Consider the following 17,897-nt stretch of genomic DNA (forward strand, 5'->3'; position numbering starts at 1 on the left):
CGGCTCATGGGGCGGTGGATTTTTCCCTGGAAGTTTTGCTGGAGGCATGTTAGGCGGACTTACAGCTGGTGCATTAACGGGTGCAGCAGGTGGAGGCTACTATCCAGCACCGTACCCAGTAGCTTATCCAGCGCCATACCCAGCACCATATCCAACGCCATATCCGGGTTATCAGCAAATGCCATATCCGTATTAAACGAAGAAAAGAGGCTACCCTCTTTTTTTCGTTTAATAAAGTATTTATTTATAAAATACTTCCAAAATAAAGGTGGAAATATGTTAATATTTTGTTATTGTAATTCAAAAACATATATACGAATTTTAATTTCTATATTATTATTCGTGAATAGTTGTATAGTGTGATCATACTTCTATTTCGCTAGTAAAGTAAAGAGGTTAAATGTGAGCGGAATTAGTAGGGAACAGTGGTTGTATGGAGCTAGTTATAAAGGAATGTAAGAGAATGAATAAGGTATAATAAAGTAAGCTAATTATAACGGTCAGAAACTACTATTTATAATTGAAGCGGTATTATATTGCTTTTTATTACAAATAATATTATGTTATTTTAATCGGCATATTTCAAAATGTGATTTATGTAAAGGACGATTATTAGGAAATGAAATATCTCTATTTCTATGAAAAGAAACAAGTTGTGTCTTAGTCAGATAGGAAGCAAGGAGAGATGCGCATGCTAGAACAAAGAGGTCATGCATTATATGACTCTTCATTGCGAGATTTAAAGTTAGCATTAGATGAGTCTTCAATTGTTGCGATTACAGACCGAAATGGTCTTATTACATATGTAAATGATAAATTTTGTGAAATCTCCAAATATACACGAGAAGAGTTAATAGGGAAAGATCATCGTATTTTAAATTCAGGATATCACCCAAAATCATTTTTTCAAATTCTTTGGAAGCGCATTTTGAGCGGAAAAGTATGGAGAGGTGAGATTCGAAATCAAGCAAAAGATGGGACATATTATTGGGTTAAAACAACAATTGTTCCATTTTTAAATGAAAAAGGAGAGCCATATCAATTTATAGCAATCCGAAATGATATTAGTAGTAGGAAAGAAGCAGAACAGAGGCTACGGTTAAGTGAAAGTCGTTATAGGGAACTTGCGTATCATGATGCTTTAACGAGTTTACCGAACCGATTGCAGTTAATAACGACTGTAAACGAGATGATTGCAGGCAAAAAAGAATTTGGTATGATTTACTTTGATTTGGATCGTTTTAAATTAGTAAACGATACGCTAGGTCATATGATAGGGGATTTACTTTTGAGCGAAGTTGCTTCACGGTTGCATTATGTGCTAGGAGAGAAAGACGTCCTGGCTAGACTGGGTGGCGACGAATTTGTGTTGTTAACAAAAAAACATACGCAAGATGAAATGAGGCAGTTAGCGACATCAGTGTTGTCGTGTTTTCAGGCACCATTTATGCTTGAAGGTCATGAAGTATACATTTCAGCTAGTCTAGGGCTGTGCTCATATCCGCAAGATGGACAAGATGTAGAAACTTTATTGAAGAATTCGGATTTAGCTATGTATAGCGCGAAAGAACAGGGCAGAAATGCCGCGTGTTTCTTTACAGATGAGTTACGTGCGAAAATAAATCGTAGAATGAAAATTGAATTCGCTTTGCAAAAGGCAATTCGTGATGAAGAGTTAGATGTGGCACTGCAGCCTATTATTGATTTGAAAACGAAGAAATATACTGGTATTGAGGCTTTAGCACGTTGTTCGACAGAAGAAGGCCCTATTTCGCCAGACGAATTTATTCCAGTAGCTGAAGAATCTGGACTTATTATAAAATTAGGAGACTGGGTATTAGAAAAGTCATGTCGCTTGTTTAAAACATTGCCAGATTACGAAGAAGGACTAAAGTTATCTGTGAATTTATCCATACAACAATTAATGCAAAAGCGTTTTATTTTATCTGTACGTAGCATTTTAAGGAGAACTGGCTTTCCACCGAATCGTTTAATTTTAGAAATAACAGAAAGCATTGCTGTTCGTCATTTTGATTATATTATTGCTACATTACAAGAATTAAGAAATATGGGTATTTTAATTGCTTTAGATGACTTCGGAACGGGCTATTCTTCTTTATATTACCTAAAACAACTACCACTGGATATAGTAAAAATTGATCGTAACTTTATTCGTGAATTTCATTATGATCATGCACAGCCAGAGCGAACGATTGTAAAATCTGTTATTGAAATTGCTCATAGTTTAAATTTAGCAGTAGTTGCTGAAGGGGTAGAAACAGTAGAGCAAGAAAGTTTATTACAATCTATGGGCTGTGATTACGTACAAGGATTTTATTATGCGAAGCCTTTATCTGTAGGAGAGTTAAAAGAAAAGTTAATTACAGATTTTTAATAAAAAAAGAGAAGCTGGTAGCTTCTCTTTTTTTAATTCGTTTTTTGTGAGTTTTTCATTAGTACTGGATAAAGAATAAGACCTAATACGAACAATCCAATTCCTAAGAAGAACGTTTTTAAATCAGCAGTTCCGGTTTTGATAACCCAAATAGAGTATACAAATGCTAATGCAGTAATGATCCCATCCTTTATTCGAGAGCCTGGCATTACATCATACGTTTCTCCTGTAATAACCAATTTGAATTGGTACAGCGTAGAAACAAGGTATGGAATTAAATAAGCTAATGTTGCTACAACGATAGCGAAATTATAAGCTTCTGACACAGTGCCGGAAATCGTTGAGAATAAGAAAATTTGCGTCATCACATTTGTAATAAATAATGATTTTGAAGGACTACCTTTTTTATTTGTTTTCGCAAAAAACTTAGGGAAAAGTCCATTCTTTGCTGCCTGATAAGGTACTTCTGAACTAACAACGATCCATCCAACTGTAGATCCAAATAAAGATACAAGTGCAAGTAAAGCCATGATATATGCGCCTTTAGTACCAATTGCTAAATTTAACGCGTCTACTAATGGTTTTTGCGATTCTTTTAAAGCATCTTGCGAGAGTGCTCCCATTGTAAGTAGAGTAATTGACATGTAAATAAGAAGAGCGATAATTAATCCGAAAATGGTAGCCTTTTTTACATCGCGCTGAGATTTTGCACGATTAGAAAGCATTACAGCAGATTCAATACCGATAAATGCCCAAAGTGTTGCGATAGCAGCTGAGTTGATTTGTCCACCTAACGAAATGGATTGTCCCGCTTCATTCATAAATGTTTGACCGTCTCCGAAATTAGAGGCATTGAAAATGAATAATGTGATTACAATAAACATTGTAAATCCGATAATCTTTGCAATGGTAGCAAGAAGATTCATATTCCCAGCTCGGTCAATATTTTGAGAAAGAATATATTGAATTCCCCATAACATAAGGCTACATACGAGGAAAGTTAATCCTTTTCCGAGTTCTAGTGAAAATCCGTTCGTTGAAAAGAGAATTTGCTTACTTTGTAAAACTGGAAAGAATGTTGATAAATATCCAGCAAAGGAAATAATAACAGATGCGGTTGCAGCCCAGTTTGCAGCCCAATATCCCCATGCCATACTGTATCCTGCAACTTTACCCGCTTTTTTTGAAGGGAACATTGCTTGAGCATAACTTTGTGGTCCAGCTTTTAATTCTGGCTTTCGGATTGCTAAATTTCCAAATACGAGTGCAATCATAAATACGCCAAGTCCTGTAATACTCCACGCAAGTGTAGAACCCATTGGACCCGATACGTGTGCTAAATTTGCTGGGAGCATAAATACGCCACCGCCAACCATATTTCCGATCACAAAAGCTGTTAAAATCCATAATCCCCATTTTTTCGTTTCCATTTTTGTTAACTCCTTTGTAGTAAGTTTTGCGTAAACATCATTTTTTACTAGCTTTTTGGCAATAAAAAAAGAGCCATGTAGATAAAAAATACCTACATGGCTCTTCGCCTAACGTAGGTACAACGGGAATAACCCTTGTACCTACGCGTAATTTTCCCGCTAGGTTTCAAGGGTTACGTATGATGATGATGTTTTTGTGCAAATGTAACTACAATTGTTGTATAAGTAAGCATAGTTCTTTGCTCCCTTTCTCCTCTGATTTTGAAGTTAGTATACTACATGTTTTTTTGAATGAAAAGAAAAATATAAAAATTTTTATAAAAATACGTTTTAGAGATTAAATATTTACCTGTATTTTTCCTATACTGGAAAATAAGTGAGAGATTGGCAGAAGAGTGTAGCGTGGTATAATACATATAGAATTAGAAGGTGACAAGGGGCTATTGTAGATGATGAGCAAGTATGAACAAATTTATACAGAAATCAGCAAGTCAATTGATAATAAACAATTAAAAGAGGGATGCAAAATCCCATCAGAAACTGAATTAATGAAGCAGTATGAAGCAAGCCGAGGTACGGTAAGAAAAGCTGTAGATTTATTACAAGAGCGTGGATATGTTCAAAAAATACATGGAAAAGGTGTTTTTGTTTTAAAGCGAAAAAACATTGAATTCAACTTTGGTGGTATTGTAAGTTTCCAAGAAGAAAATGAACGTTTAGGACGTCATTGTATTACAGAAGTCGTGGAAATGGAGAGAGTAAAAGCGACAAAAGAGGTTGCAAAGCTATTAAATGTGAAAGAGAAAACAGAAATAGATCACATTAAACGCGTACGAAATATTGATGGAGAAAAAGTAATTTTGGATATCAATCATTTTGTATCGGAATATATTCCTGGATTAACGAGTGAAATTGCAGCGAAGTCTATTTATAAATACATTGAGAAAGAACTAGATCTTCATATTAGTTACTCACAGAGGGTAATTGAAGTGCAGCCATGTAAAGAGGACGATAGAAAGTATTTAGATTTAAATGGAACAGACTATGTTGTCGTTGTGAAAAACTTTACGCATTTTTATGATGGAAGTCAGTTCGAATATACAGAATCACGCCATCGTTTAGATATTTTTCATTTTTCGGATGTGGCGCGGAGGAAGTAAAGAGATGGAACAAACTATTGTTTCATCTCTTTTTTTATAAAAAAATAACAAACTCGTATATACGAGTGTTGACTAACTTATATATACGAGTTAATATGTAATTGTAAACGGTATCAAAAAAAGAAAAGAGGGACGGGAATATGGGGAAAGACTATCGTAAAACAGCAGAGGAAGTGTTGCAGTATATTGGTGGGAAAGACAATATTGAACAAGCTGCACACTGTGTAACGAGGCTCCGTATCGCTTTAAAAGATGAAAGTAAAATAGATAATGATAAATTGCAGTCTATTTCATTAGTGAAGGGAGCGTTTCATAACGCTGGGGTATTTCAAATTGTAATTGGTCCAGGAGATGTGGATCGAGTATATGCGGAATTGATAACGCTTGCAGGTATGAAGGAAGCGACAGTAGCTGACGTGAAAGACTCTGGAAACCAAAAGTTAAATCCAGCTCAAAAGTTTGTAAAAGTATTTTCAGATGTATTTATGCCGATATTACCAGCAATCGTAACAGCTGGTTTACTAATGGGAATTAACAATCTATTAGGGGCGAAGGACTTATTTTTTGAAGGTAAAAATTTATTAGATGTGTATCCAAACTTAAGTGGTCTTTGGGATTTAATTAATATGATGGCGAATACAGCATTCGTATTCTTACCAGCACTTGTCGGTTGGTCAGCAACGAAGCGTTTTGGTGGTAGTCCGATATTAGGGATTGTTATGGGATTAATGCTTGTGCATCCAGCCTTATTAAATGCGTGGGATTATGGTAAAGCAGCGACTGGTTTAGATGGACAAAAGATTGAGTACTTCGATATTTTAGGATTATTTCAAATTGAAAAGGTAGGGTATCAAGGTCAAATCTTACCGGTTTTAGTAGCAGCATTCGTATTAAGTAAAGTGGAAATTTTCTTGAAGAAACATGTACCAAATGCAATTCAATTATTAGTTGTACCCATTACAACGATTGTTGTAACAGGTGTGTTAGCATTAGGAATTATTGGTCCAGTTACACGTCATATTGGAGATTTATTAACAGCTGGATTAGTAGGTGTATATGAAACAGTACCAGTAGTTGGAGCAGTATTGTTTGGAGCATTATATGCACCGCTTGTCATTACAGGTATGCATCATATGTTTATTGCTATCGACTTACAATTAATTGCACAGCACGGTGGTACATTCATTTGGCCAATGATTGCTCTTTCTAACATTGCGCAAGGTAGTGCGGCACTTGCGATGTTCTGGATTTCTAAAAATCAAAATGATAAAAGTATGGCATCTACATCAGCAATCTCAGCATATTTCGGTATTACCGAGCCAGCTATGTTTGGTGTAAACTTACGAAATAAATTCCCGTTCTATGCAGCGATTATAGGATCAGCTACTGCAGCTATATTTATTACGCTAAATGGTGTATTAGCACCTGCCATCGGAATTGGCGGATTACCAGCATTTATTTCTATCATTCCGAAATCGATTCCAATATTTATTGTCGGAATGATTATCGCGGTTGTAATCCCATTTACGTTAACGTGGTTATTTGCAAAACGAGCAAAACAGAAGTAGGAGGAAGTTAAACATGAAGGATTGGCATAAAAGTGTAGTTTATCAAATTTATCCGAAGAGCTTTAATAGCTATTACAATAAAGAAACCGGTGATATAAAAGGGGTTACAGAGAAACTAGATTATTTAAAAGAACTCGGAGTAGATTATATTTGGTTAACACCGATATACCAATCACCACAAAATGATAATGGATACGATGTAAGTGATTACTACAGCATTGATCCATCTTACGGAACGATGGAAGAGTTTGAAGAGCTTTTAGAAGAAGCAAAGGCACGTAATATTGAAATTATGCTTGATATCGTTGTAAATCATAGTTCGACGGAGCATAAGTGGTTTAAGGAAGCGAAGGAAGATAAAAATAGTCCATATCGTAATTATTACATTTGGCGTGATGAAAAAAATAATTGGCAATCTAAGTTTGGTGGGTCAGCTTGGAAATATGATGAGAAGACAGAGCAATATTTTTTACATCTATTTGATGAGACGCAAGCGGATTTAAATTGGGAAAATGAAAAACTTCGTGAAGAAGTATATGATATGATGCGTTTTTGGCTGGATAAAGGGGTAACTGGATTCCGATTAGATGTTATTAATTTAATTTCAAAAGATCAACAGTTTTTAAATGATGACGGAAGTAAGGCGACAAGCGATGGCCGTAAATATTATACAGATGGTCCGCGGGTTCATGAATATTTACAAGAGATGAACCGAAATGTTTTTGAAGGGAAAGATGTAATTACAGTTGGAGAAATGTCATCTACGACAATTGATAATTGTATTAAATATTCAAACCCTGAGCGCAGTGAATTAAGTATGACATTTAGTTTTCATCATTTAAAAGTAGATTATCCGAATGGAGACAAGTGGACGAAAGCAGATTTTGATTTTATTAAATTAAAAGAGATTATGTCTAATTGGCAAATTGAAATGCAAAAGGGCGGAGGATGGAATGCATTATTCTGGTGTAATCATGACCAGCCTCGTATTGTGTCACGCTTCGGTGATGATAGAAAGTACCGAAATGAATCTGCGAAAATGTTAGCAACAGCTATGCATATGTTGCAGGGCACACCTTACATTTATCAAGGCGAAGAAATCGGTATGACGAATCCTAAATTTGAATCCATTGAGCAATATCGCGATGTAGAATCATTAAACATATACGATATAAAGCGAGAAAAAGGATTATCAAAAGAAGAGATTATCGAGATTTTAAAACAAAAATCTCGTGATAACTCCCGTACTCCGATGCAGTGGAATGAAAAGGTAAACAGTGGTTTTACAACAAGTACACCTTGGATTTCAGTGGCAGAAAACTTTACAGAAATAAACGTAGAGAGGGCATTAGAAGATAAGGAATCTGTATTTTATCATTATAAAAAGTTAATAGAACTTAGAAAAACGTATGATGTTATTACAGAAGGAGAATATGCTATTTTAGATGGAAATCATCCTAAGATTTGGGCATACACACGTACTGTAAATGATGAAATATTACTTGTTATCAATAACTTCTATGGAGAAGAAATAACGTACGCTGTACCAGCACATGTTCAATTAGATGGAATGAAACAAGAAATACTACTGTCGAATTATAAAGATTCCAGCAAGAATATTACAAACCTTAACTTAAGACCATATGAATCCATTGTATATCGTTATACGAAATAGAAAGGTTGTATGCCCGCGTGGCATACAACCTTTTATTTTAAGACACCGCTATACAAAATGCTTACTTCTACCTCAGGCTTAAATTTTACTTTTGCATAATCTTTATTCCAATTTTTTTTCTTCCATAAGTCAGGATGATAAGCAATGAGATGTCTACCAATTCCGAAAGCATCACAATTTGCTTTTTGTAGTTTGTTTGTTATTTTTTTCGCTTCTTTCGTAAGTTGCTTTGATAATTCCTTATTTAGTTTTTTTCTTGCTTCCATTTTATAAATATTATCTCTTGGGGCTTCAAGTGCTATTACTTTTAGTTGGAGCTTAATGTGAGCATAAACATTTCCTTTTTTATCTGTTGTTATTTTTAAGTCTCGTTTTAACTTTCGATTGCTAATTTCCATTGTTAAATAATCAGATGTTTTCTCTGATTCATCGCTAGTAAGTTTTTGGGTTATACGGGCGCTTGTTCCCATTTTTCCGGTTAATAATACGAATAAAACAGATTGTTTCAAAGATAAATGCCCAGTTAATTTATCATTGTTAAATAAAGCTAACCCGTTTGTAATTACTTCTTTTCCTTTTATTTTTATAGAAGGGAGGGTAAAGTCTTTACCGGGATCTAACATTTTTGTAGCAGCTGTTTCTAAAGTTTCTTTTGGAAATACACTCATATCTTCTAAGCTTTTCACTTTTTTCTTTAGAAAATCTCCAATTAGTAAATTTCCTACTTTCTTTTTTTCCAGTATTTCGGACGTTTCACCATCTACTGCAATAAGTTTTACTAAAGCCGTTGGGTTTGTTGGGTCCCGAAAGCTGACATCTAAATAGGGTAGTATACCTTTTTTTAGAATTTTGGTTCCTAGTAATTGAACACCATATTTGAAATAGCGAATATTACCAGTCACATTTTTTTTTAAGGCATCGCTTGTATCCCTTACGTTATGCCCGTTTGCTGAATGTATTTCATTCTCGAATGAAGATTGCTCTCCGCTTGAACTTTTTACGAGTTCAAGCGTTTGCTGAAGTTTATTCTCTTCCGTAATATCATATCCAATACTATAAGCTAATCTCGCTTCTCTTAATGGTTCTTGATCCCAACAGCCAGAAAGGAGGGAACTAGTACATAATATAAAAAGTAATTTAACTCTTTTTTTGAACATACTGTTCTCCTTTCTTCTTTCTTATTACTGAATAAAGTAGAAATAAAAAAGGGAGGACAACGATGAAAATATAGGTGAACTTATCAGTGAAAGTTGAAATTACTTTTAATTCTTCAGGTGTATCTATAAATAAGGCTACACTAAAAGCAATAATACCAACGATTGGAACAGCCTTTTTATGATTAGCAAGATTGAAGATATGCCCGATTCCTATAGAGGCTGCACAGTAATAACTAGCAATAGAAGCTACAACAGTTATCATCCAAATTGGTATGAATAGTAAATCAGTTCGGTCTATAATCCCGATATGCAAGGAGCGTAATAAGTAAGCAACTGGTTCTGGAATAAGCTCAACTTGTTTTGGGCTAAATACGATAAAGCAAATCCAAACGGTAAAAGCATAAAAGAGAGTTACAAATCCATTAGCGATAGAAATTGCTTTTAGTTTTGCAACAGCAGTCCCATTTACTTTAGGAAATGCGATGAGAAAGATTTCAAAACCATACATAGCCGTAATTGTTTCTTTCGATGCTTGAATAATATTCCACCATCCAGCCTCTGTAATGGGAAAAATATAAGAAAAATCAGCCCGTGAGAGCCCAAGTCCAATTAAAAGCGCCATAGGTAAAATAAGAATAGAGGCCATGACATAAAATCGTACGATGACTTTAAACGTATTATAAGCTACATAACAACAAGCTATTGTAAATAGCATGAGAATGGCAGACCAAGGAGTGGCCTGTAATATCCAAACTTTAATGACATTACAAGCGCTTAACATAACTGTCATACCAATAAGAGTGAAATAAAAAACATAAAGAAAACCTAATAGTTTTCCAAATTTATTACCAAATAACATACAAACACTTTCGTACATATCAGCATCAGGAAATCGTTTTAAGAAAAGCCACATAAGTAAAATAATAAGCTGAATTGCAAGTCCAGCGATGAGAGCAGAAATCCACCCACCACCTTTCGCTATTGGGTGAAGACGGTTTGGGAGAGAAAGTATACCGACTCCGATTTGGCATTGAATAACGAAAAGGGTAAATTGAACTAGAGAAATTTTACTTTGCGTGTTTGTCACCGTCCTCATCCTCTCTCGTTACATGTTGGCGCTGCATTTTTTTCGGTTTTGGATCATGTGGTCTTTCCCAAAATGACCAAATTGGTAGCCTTACGAAAGAATCTTTCATATCCTTTATCCGCATTGGTGCAAGGGGAGAAAGATATGGTGTATGAAAAGAATGAAGCTGACATAAGTGAACGAAAGTTATAATTAGACCGAATGATATTCCTACATAACCGAATATGGCAGCAAGGAGCATTAATGGAAAACGGAGAATTCGAACAGCTGAACTCATATCGTTTGATGGAACGAGAAAAGATGAGATTGCAGTTAAAGCTACAACGATAATCATTGTGTAAGAAACGAGTCCCGCTTTTACAATTGCATCACCAATTACTAAACCACCTACAATACCGATTGTTTGTCCAACGCGGCTCGGTAGACGAATACCAGCTTCCCGTAATAACTCGAAAATTAACTCCATTAAGAGCGCTTCAAAAATAGGTGGGAGTGGTACTTTCTCTAATGAAGCTTTAATTGTGTACACAAGTTCGAGCGGCAACACATCAGGATGAAAAGCGACAGTTGCAATATATAAAGCTGGTAAGAGAAAAGCAATTAAAAAACTTACTAAACGAATCATTCGGACGAAAGAACCGACAATCCAGCGGTTATTATAATCATCTGGTGATTGATAGAAAGCGAATAACGTAACAGGTACGATGAGCGCTGTTGGATCTCCATCAGATAAAATAGCGACGCGCCCTTCCATTAAATTTGCTGCGACTCTATCTGGACGCTCTGTATTTAATTGCTGCGGGAAGGGTGAGAAAGACGTATCCTCTATAAATTCTTGTATGTATCCTGGAGGCATAAGTGCGTCCGTTTTAATCGTTTCTAACCGTCTTTTTACTTCTGTAACGAGATCGTCATTCGCTATGTTTTGCATGTAAGCAATTGCCACTTTCGTGTGCATTTCTTCACCAAGTGTGAAATATTTAACGACGACATTTGGACTTTTTATGAGTTTACGAATAGAAGCTAAATTGGTTGCTAAATCTTCTACGAAACCAGTATGCGGTCCACGTACAATACCTTCATTATCAGGTTCTGTTATATCTCTCTTTAAAGATAAAGCCGTTTCGAAAATACAAAAACTGTCGACATGTTCATGAAAATATAAGGATTTTCCTTGTAATAAAAGCTGTACCCCATAATTCAAATTCGTTTCTTTTTTCATATTTAACGTGGAAAAAGCTTTCTCTAAAGATAAATCAGACCGCGTTAATAATGGCTCAAGAGCTAATTGATGCATTAAATTTGGATCTGATAAGGATTCGATATATAAGATCGTTCCTTTTCCGTTTTGAAAAGGGAGATCTAGTTTTTTTATATCATCAGAATGGAAAAGTTTATTTTCAATGTAATTAATGTTCTCCGGAAGTGATGGAAACATATGCTTTTTGTTATTATCTTGTTGTGAACTTTTCTGTTCAGTCATACTTTCCATCTCCTTTCCTTTGAAATCATTTCTGTTAATTTTTGCTTTTTGTGAGAAAATTATGCTTGGGTTGTTTGAAAAAATAGGCTTGAAGGTTATGTTCTATTATCTTCTACGCACTATTCAATTTCATAGCAGTACTTCTCACGTTTGTGTCGAATTAAGAAGATATATAGGAGGGATACATATGGAAATATCTGTAGAACGAGTTTTTACAAAAGAGATTTTAAGAAGAGCAGCAAAGGCATTTCATGTAATAGTGGAAGAGAAACCACTTGGAGATTTTGAAAATTATATTTTTAAGGCGAAGGGCAATCGTGGTGAAGATTACGTATTACGTTTAACCCACTCTTCTCACCGTTCAAAAAAAGAAGTCGAAGCGGAACTAGATTTTTTACGATATGTTGCAGAGCATGGGGCAAAGGTAGCAGGGCCTCTTTATTCAACGTCTCAAAATCTTGTAGAAGAAATCGGAGCAGAGGATGAAAGTTTCTTTTTCGCTTCTTTATTTACATATGCAAAAGGTGAGCAAGTAAAAGGAGAAGAGTCGCCTTATTGGGGAGATGCTTATTTTGAAGCATGGGGCAAAGCAATTGGACAACTGCATCGCCTAACAATGAACTATCCTAAAACAGACTATCGTGATACGTGGGAAGAAGATGAAAGTGGCATTGTTAATGAATTAGAAGATGATCAAGTAAAAAAGATTGCAGCGGTATTAATGGATGAAATAAAGGCTCTTCCAATTGAAAGAGAAACATTCGGCCTTATGCACGGTGACATTCATCCAGGTAATTTTCATTATGATGGTAAAGAGCTAACAATCTTTGACTTTGATGATGCGGCTTATAATTACTTTATACATGATTTAGCGATGGTTCTCTATTACTCTGTTCTATTTACACCGTGGACAGCGGAAGAGAAGACAGGTTTTGCTCGTAAACAATTACAAGTGTTACGAAAAGGATATGGGTATGAGCACAGACTGGCGGATAGTTGGTATGAATCGTTACCGCTATTTTTACGCTTACGCGATATAGGTTTATATGGCACGCTTCAAAAGAAGTTTAAAGGGAAAGATATGCCAGATAACTTCAGGAAATTATCAGAAGAGCTGTACGAAAGAATTATAAAAAGAGAAGCAATTGTGAATATATAATACATTTTGTTCAAAACAAAGTATATAAAATAAATGTATACTTTGTTTTTTTATACAAAAATATGTTTACTTTATTAAAATAATATTGTCCTAGATTCGTTATACACTTATAATTTTATATATATTCTGAATATTCTTTATAAAGAAGGAGGGGGAATGTTGGAAGCTTTCGTAAACTGGTTAAATAATATTGTTTGGAGTCCAGCACTTGTTTATTTATGTTTAGGAGTAGGTTTATATTTTTCCATTCGAACGAGGTTTTTACAAGTAAGGCATGTAGGAGAAATGGTGAAGCTGACATTTCAAGGTGAAAAATCAGAGGCTGGTGTTTCTTCATTCCAAGCGTTAGCACTTTCATTATCAGGGCGCGTTGGGACAGGGAATATAGCTGGGGTAGCAACGGCGGTTGCCTTCGGTGGACCAGGAGCTGTATTTTGGATGTGGGCAGTAGCCTTTTTGGGAGCAGGATCAGCTTATGTGGAATCAACACTCGCGCAAATATATAAAACGAAACATCAAGGACAGTTTCGTGGTGGACCGGCTTATTACATTGAAAAAGGTTTAGGTGTGAAATGGTATGCATTAGTATTCGTTGCAGCTACAATTCTTGCAACGGGGCTTTTACTGCCAGGTGTGCAAGCAAATAGTATTGCAGTAAGCTTAGAAACAGCTTTTGGAATTAACACTACCGTATCAGGGGCTTTATTAGTTGTTGTATTAGCTCTTATCATCTTCGGTGGCGTAAAGCGAATCGTTAACGTTGCACAAGTTGTTGTACCGTTTATGGCAGTTGGTTATATTTTAGTAGCTTGTGTTATTGTTGCTATGAATATTGAAAAATTGCCAGAAGCATTTATGTTAATTATAAGAAGTGCTTTTGCTTTAGAAGCGGCTTTCGGTGGTATTATCGGTTTAGCCATTTCTTGGGGAGTAAAACGTGGTATTTATTCCAATGAAGCAGGACAAGGAACTGGACCACATGCAGCAGCAGCAGCTGAAGTATCACATCCAGCTAAACAAGGTTTAGTGCAAGCATTTTCCGTTTACATTGATACATTATTTGTTTGCTCAGCAACAGCATTTATGATGATTATTACAGGCATGTATAACGTATTTGATGCAAGCGGAAAAAACTTTATCGTAAATAAATTAAATGGTGCTCAGCCAGGACCAGGATATACACAGGCAGCGGTAGAATCTGTTTTCCCTGGATTTGGAAACGGTTTCGTTGCAATTTCGTTACTATTCTTTGCCTTTACAACAATTATGGCGTATTACTACATTGCAGAAACGAATATCGCGTACTTAAATCGTGATAAAGACCGCCCTTGGCTTTCCCTGGTACTAAAATTTGTATTTTTAGGAGCTGTATTCTACGGCTGTATAAAAACAGCAGCAACAGCTTGGGCTTTAGGCGACATCGGTGTAGGAATTATGGCATGGGTAAATATCATTGCGATTTTACTATTACAAAAACCTGCATTAGTTGCATTAAAGGATTATGAAAAGCAGAAAAAAGAAGGAAAAGATCCAGTATTCGATCCAGGGCCATTAGGAATTAAAAATGCTGATTTCTGGGAGCATGAATACGGAAAAGATAAGAAAGAAGAAGTATCTTAATAGAATAGAAATGAAAAAGCAAAGGGAAAATCCCTTTGCTTTTTTTATGGGCAAAATGAGGCTGGAAGTTATTTTTTTGCCTATTTTTGAATATAAAAAGAATGTACATGCTTTGTTAGGGGAAGGGGGGGAGTATGTTGATAGAGTTTCGTAATGTAAATAAATATTATGGTACTTTTCAAGTTTTAAAAGATATTAATGTACAAGTGAAAAAAGGTGAAGTGGTAGTAGTTGTTGGGCCGTCCGGATCAGGAAAAAGTACGTTGCTACGGTGTATAAATCAGTTAGAGACAATTACAGATGGAGCGTTAATTGTACAAGGTACGGAGGTACACAATGCAAAAACAGATATGAATGAATTACGCCGAAATATTGGAATGGTCTTTCAACATTTTTATTTATATCCACATAAAACGGTTCTTCAAAATATTACACTAGCACCGATTAAAGTAAATAAAGTTTCAAAAGAAGAAGCTGAGAAAACAGCGATGTTTTATTTAGAGAAGGTAGGAATCCCAGAGAAGGCTAGTGTATACCCGCATCAACTATCTGGAGGACAACAGCAAAGGGTAGCAATTGCTAGGGGGCTCGCAATGCAGCCAGAAATTATGCTATTTGATGAGCCTACGTCTGCCCTTGATCCAGAGATGATCGGAGAAGTACTTGATGTTATGAAAACGCTAGCTAAAGAAGGGATGACGATGGTCGTTGTCACGCATGAAATGGGATTTGCGCGAGAAGTGGCAGATCGGATTTTATTTATGGATGATGGCAAGATCATTGAGGATACAACACCGGCGCAATTTTTTGCAAGTCCTGAACAAGAAAGGGCGCGTCTATTTTTAAGAAGAGTGTTAAATCATTAAAGGAGGAATTTCATGCTTAAAATGAAAAAGTTATTTACGTTAATCGTATTCTCATGTTTATTCGTACTTGTCGTTGCTGGATGTGGAAGTAAAAAAGATGAGGCGAAAGAAACGAATACGAAGCAAGGCGAGGCTGTGGAGCAAATTAAAAAGCGCGGGAAGCTAGTAGTTGGGGTGAAGAATGATACGAACTTATTCGGATTGAAAAATCCTTCAACAGGGCAAGTAGAAGGGTTTGATGTTGATATCGCAAAGGCGCTTGCGAAAAAAATCCTTGGAGATGAAAAGAAACTAGAATTAAAAGAAGTAACGTCTAAAACGCGTATTCCACTACTGAAAAACGGTGATATTGATGCAATTATCGCAACAATGACAATTACGGAAGAACGTAAAAAGGAAGTAGATTTTTCAGATGTATATTTTAAAGCAGGGCAATCGTTACTTGTTAAAAAAGGAAGCGATATTAAAAATATTGATGATGTGAAAAAAGGTGTGAAAGTGTTAGCGGTAAAAGGCTCAACGTCTACAAATAATATACGCCAAAAATCTCCAGAGTCGACTGTATTAGAATTTGAAAATTACAGTGAGGCATTTACGGCGTTAAAAGCAGGGAAAGGCGATGTATTAACGACAGATAATGCAATTCTTTACGGCATGGCAAAACAAGATTCGAATTATGAAGTTGTAGGGAAAATTTTCACGGATGAGCCGTACGGAATTGCGGTACAAAAAGGTGCAGATGATTTAACAAAAGAGATTAATAGCTTACTAAAAGATATGAAGGCGAACGGGGAGTACGACAAATTGTATGAGAAATGGATTGGGCAAAAACAAGAGTAGTAAAGTGATAGTTTCATGAATGGAGCTGTATTCCCATTGATAAATAGCAAGAGGATGAGGGGATACTCATCCTCTTCTTGTAAAGAAAGAGGGGAGAATATGTGCCTGATTTTTCTATATTAACGAATAACATTGATATGTATTTAGAAGGCTTTAAATATACAGTGATGTCTAGTGTAATTGCGTTAATAGGCAGCTTTATTTTGGGAGTAATTTTGGCTGTAATGCGTATTGCACCTATTCGTATTTTAAATTGGATAGGATCAGCTTTTGTAGAGTTTGTAAGAAATATTCCACTCGTATTAATTGCATTTATATTTTATTTCGCTTTACCTGTAATAGGAATTACTTTAAATGGTTTTGTAGCAGGGACAGTAACGCTTACCGTATACACGGCAGCATTTATTGCAGAAGTCATTCGCGCTGGTATTTTATCAGTTGCAAAAGGTCAAATGGAAGCGGCGCGGTCTTCAGGATTAACGTATGTACAGGGAATGTATTATGTTGTTTTACCCCAGGCGATGAAAATCGTAATCCCTCCTTTAGGAAATCAATTTCTCAATTTAGTAAAAAACTCTTCCATACTTGGAATTATCGCTGGTACGGATTTAATGTATCAAGGAGACTTAATTTCAACGAAGACATTTGTTACGTTCGACGTCTATATATTTGTCGGGGTATTTTATTTAATATTAACAATTCCGCTCAGTATGCTAGTGCGTTATTTAGAAAAACGCTTGGCAAAGGAGGCGGTGTAAATGGATTTTAAGGGAGCAATAACAGGGGATCATATTCTGTTTTTATTAAAAGGATTACTTATAACGTTAGAGGTAGCGCTCGTTGCAATTGTACTTAGCTTTATTATTGGTAGTGTAATAGGGATATTGCGCTATATGAAAATCCCCGTAGTCTCACAAGTATTAGGAATTATCGTTGAAGTGATTCGAAACTTACCACTACTTTTAATTATATTTTTCACGTATTTTGCACTTCCAGAAGTAGGATTGAAATTAGAAATTATAACAGCTGTAATTGTTGCTTTAACAGTATTTGAAGCAGCAATGATATCTGAAATTGTTCGAAGTGGTCTATTATCTATTGAAAAAGGACAGATTGAGGCCGCAAGGTCTTCAGGATTAACGTATGTTCAAGCACTTTGGCATATTATTTTGCCACAAGCATTAAGGAGAATGGTCCCGCCACTTGTCAGTCAGTTTATTTCATTGCTGAAAGATACATCATTAGCAGTTGGTATATCACTGCCAGAGCTTATGCATAATGCTCAAATTATTAGCGGACAGAATGTAAATTATATGATTCCAACGTTTATAGTAGTAGCTTGTATGTACTTTATCGTAAATTATAGTTTATCAATTTTATCGAGAAGATTAGAACTCCGTTAACCTTTACAATATATGTAAAGATTTTTCCTTGTTTATCCTTATTTTCCTCTAATT

14 protein-coding genes and 1 pseudogene are annotated in these 17,897 nt (G+C 35.6%); 11 read left to right on the forward strand and 4 right to left on the reverse strand.

Features of this window, described 5'->3' with window-relative positions; genetic code table 11:
* Positions 1 to 196: pseudogene (locus MR113_RS15810) on the forward strand (cobalt transporter); the annotation flags it as partial.
* Positions 197 to 691: 495 nt separating this feature from the next.
* The gene (locus tag MR113_RS15815; protein WP_242255401.1) at positions 692 to 2,395 is read left to right on the forward strand and encodes a putative bifunctional diguanylate cyclase/phosphodiesterase; all 1,704 of its coding nucleotides are present in this window, start codon (positions 692 to 694) and stop codon (positions 2,393 to 2,395) included.
* 32 nt (positions 2,396 to 2,427) lie between these two features.
* Here MR113_RS15815 and MR113_RS15820 read toward each other — a convergent pair whose 3' ends face one another.
* Positions 2,428 to 3,825: an amino acid permease gene (locus MR113_RS15820; RefSeq protein ID WP_242255403.1), complete on the reverse strand. Its 1,398-nt coding sequence runs from the start codon at positions 3,823 to 3,825 to the stop codon at positions 2,428 to 2,430.
* 449 nt (positions 3,826 to 4,274) lie between these two features.
* On the opposite strand from MR113_RS15820, the gene treR reads away from it, so the two are divergent.
* The 3 genes from treR (at position 4,275) to treC (ending at position 8,228) form a co-directional block, all read left to right on the forward strand.
* The gene (gene treR, locus MR113_RS15825; protein ID WP_242255405.1) at positions 4,275 to 4,985 is read left to right on the forward strand and encodes a trehalose operon repressor; all 711 of its coding nucleotides are present in this window, start codon (positions 4,275 to 4,277) and stop codon (positions 4,983 to 4,985) included.
* A gap of 140 nt (positions 4,986 to 5,125) precedes the next feature.
* Positions 5,126 to 6,553, forward strand: coding sequence for a PTS system trehalose-specific EIIBC component (treP, locus tag MR113_RS15830; RefSeq protein ID WP_071720980.1), 1,428 nt, complete (start codon positions 5,126 to 5,128; stop codon positions 6,551 to 6,553).
* A gap of 13 nt (positions 6,554 to 6,566) precedes the next feature.
* Positions 6,567 to 8,228, forward strand: a complete 1,662-nt coding sequence (gene treC / locus MR113_RS15835) for an alpha,alpha-phosphotrehalase (RefSeq protein WP_098597524.1) — start codon at positions 6,567 to 6,569, stop codon at positions 8,226 to 8,228.
* 32 nt (positions 8,229 to 8,260) lie between these two features.
* On the opposite strand, the gene gerKC is transcribed toward treC, so the two are convergent.
* The 3 genes from gerKC to gerKA are packed head-to-tail and all read right to left on the reverse strand — an operon-like array spanning position 8,261 to position 11,955.
* On the reverse strand, positions 8,261 to 9,385 hold the full coding sequence (gerKC, locus tag MR113_RS15840; protein ID WP_242255407.1) for a spore germination protein GerKC: 1,125 nt from the start codon (positions 9,383 to 9,385) through the stop codon (positions 8,261 to 8,263).
* Entirely contained in the window at positions 9,366 to 10,472 is a 1,107-nt protein-coding gene (locus MR113_RS15845; protein WP_242255410.1) for a GerAB/ArcD/ProY family transporter, read from the reverse strand. Before MR113_RS15845 ends, gerKC begins: the two co-directional genes overlap by 20 nt.
* Entirely contained in the window at positions 10,453 to 11,955 is a 1,503-nt protein-coding gene (gerKA, locus tag MR113_RS15850; protein ID WP_242255411.1) for a spore germination protein GerKA, read from the reverse strand. Before gerKA ends, MR113_RS15845 begins: the two co-directional genes overlap by 20 nt.
* A gap of 187 nt (positions 11,956 to 12,142) precedes the next feature.
* Between gerKA and MR113_RS15855 the strand changes: the two genes are divergently transcribed.
* The 6 genes from MR113_RS15855 (at position 12,143) to MR113_RS15880 (ending at position 17,843) form a co-directional block, all read left to right on the forward strand.
* Positions 12,143 to 13,114, forward strand: coding sequence for a phosphotransferase enzyme family protein (locus MR113_RS15855; RefSeq protein WP_242255413.1), 972 nt, complete (start codon positions 12,143 to 12,145; stop codon positions 13,112 to 13,114).
* Positions 13,115 to 13,273: 159 nt separating this feature from the next.
* Positions 13,274 to 14,734, forward strand: a complete 1,461-nt coding sequence (locus tag MR113_RS15860; protein WP_242255415.1) for an alanine/glycine:cation symporter family protein — start codon at positions 13,274 to 13,276, stop codon at positions 14,732 to 14,734.
* Between the two features lie 137 nt (positions 14,735 to 14,871).
* Positions 14,872 to 15,600: an amino acid ABC transporter ATP-binding protein gene (locus tag MR113_RS15865; RefSeq protein ID WP_242242660.1), complete on the forward strand. Its 729-nt coding sequence runs from the start codon at positions 14,872 to 14,874 to the stop codon at positions 15,598 to 15,600.
* A gap of 12 nt (positions 15,601 to 15,612) precedes the next feature.
* Positions 15,613 to 16,440, forward strand: a complete 828-nt coding sequence (glnH, locus tag MR113_RS15870; RefSeq protein WP_242255417.1) for a glutamine ABC transporter substrate-binding protein GlnH — start codon at positions 15,613 to 15,615, stop codon at positions 16,438 to 16,440.
* 101 nt (positions 16,441 to 16,541) lie between these two features.
* Positions 16,542 to 17,198 carry an amino acid ABC transporter permease gene (locus tag MR113_RS15875; RefSeq protein WP_061676362.1) on the forward strand — a complete coding sequence of 219 codons (657 nt, stop codon included), beginning with the start codon at positions 16,542 to 16,544 and terminating at the stop codon, positions 17,196 to 17,198.
* A complete protein-coding gene (locus MR113_RS15880) occupies positions 17,199 to 17,843 on the forward strand; it encodes an amino acid ABC transporter permease (protein ID WP_242255419.1) in 645 nt (214 codons plus the stop codon).
* Positions 17,844 to 17,897 lie beyond the last annotated feature (54 nt).

This window comes from Bacillus cereus group sp. BfR-BA-01379 (assembly GCF_022663605.1).
GTDB lineage: Bacteria > Bacillota > Bacilli > Bacillales > Bacillaceae_G > Bacillus_A > Bacillus_A mobilis.

Bases quoted from the DNA above. Each gene is read 5' to 3' on its own strand.
- MR113_RS15815 (WP_242255401.1), top strand. From the start codon at position 692: ATGCTAGAACAAAGAGGTCATGCATTATATGACTCTTCATTGCGAGAT.
- MR113_RS15820 (WP_242255403.1), bottom strand. From the start codon at position 3,825: ATGGAAACGAAAAAATGGGGATTATGGATTTTAACAGCTTTTGTGATC.
- treR (WP_242255405.1), top strand. From the start codon at position 4,275: ATGATGAGCAAGTATGAACAAATTTATACAGAAATCAGCAAGTCAATT.
- treP (WP_071720980.1), top strand. From the start codon at position 5,126: ATGGGGAAAGACTATCGTAAAACAGCAGAGGAAGTGTTGCAGTATATT.
- treC (WP_098597524.1), top strand. From the start codon at position 6,567: ATGAAGGATTGGCATAAAAGTGTAGTTTATCAAATTTATCCGAAGAGC.
- gerKC (WP_242255407.1), bottom strand. From the start codon at position 9,385: ATGTTCAAAAAAAGAGTTAAATTACTTTTTATATTATGTACTAGTTCC.
- gerKA (WP_242255411.1), bottom strand. From the start codon at position 11,955: ATGACTGAACAGAAAAGTTCACAACAAGATAATAACAAAAAGCATATG.
- MR113_RS15855 (WP_242255413.1), top strand. From the start codon at position 12,143: ATGGAAATATCTGTAGAACGAGTTTTTACAAAAGAGATTTTAAGAAGA.
- glnH (WP_242255417.1), top strand. From the start codon at position 15,613: ATGCTTAAAATGAAAAAGTTATTTACGTTAATCGTATTCTCATGTTTA.
- MR113_RS15880 (WP_242255419.1), top strand. From the start codon at position 17,199: ATGGATTTTAAGGGAGCAATAACAGGGGATCATATTCTGTTTTTATTA.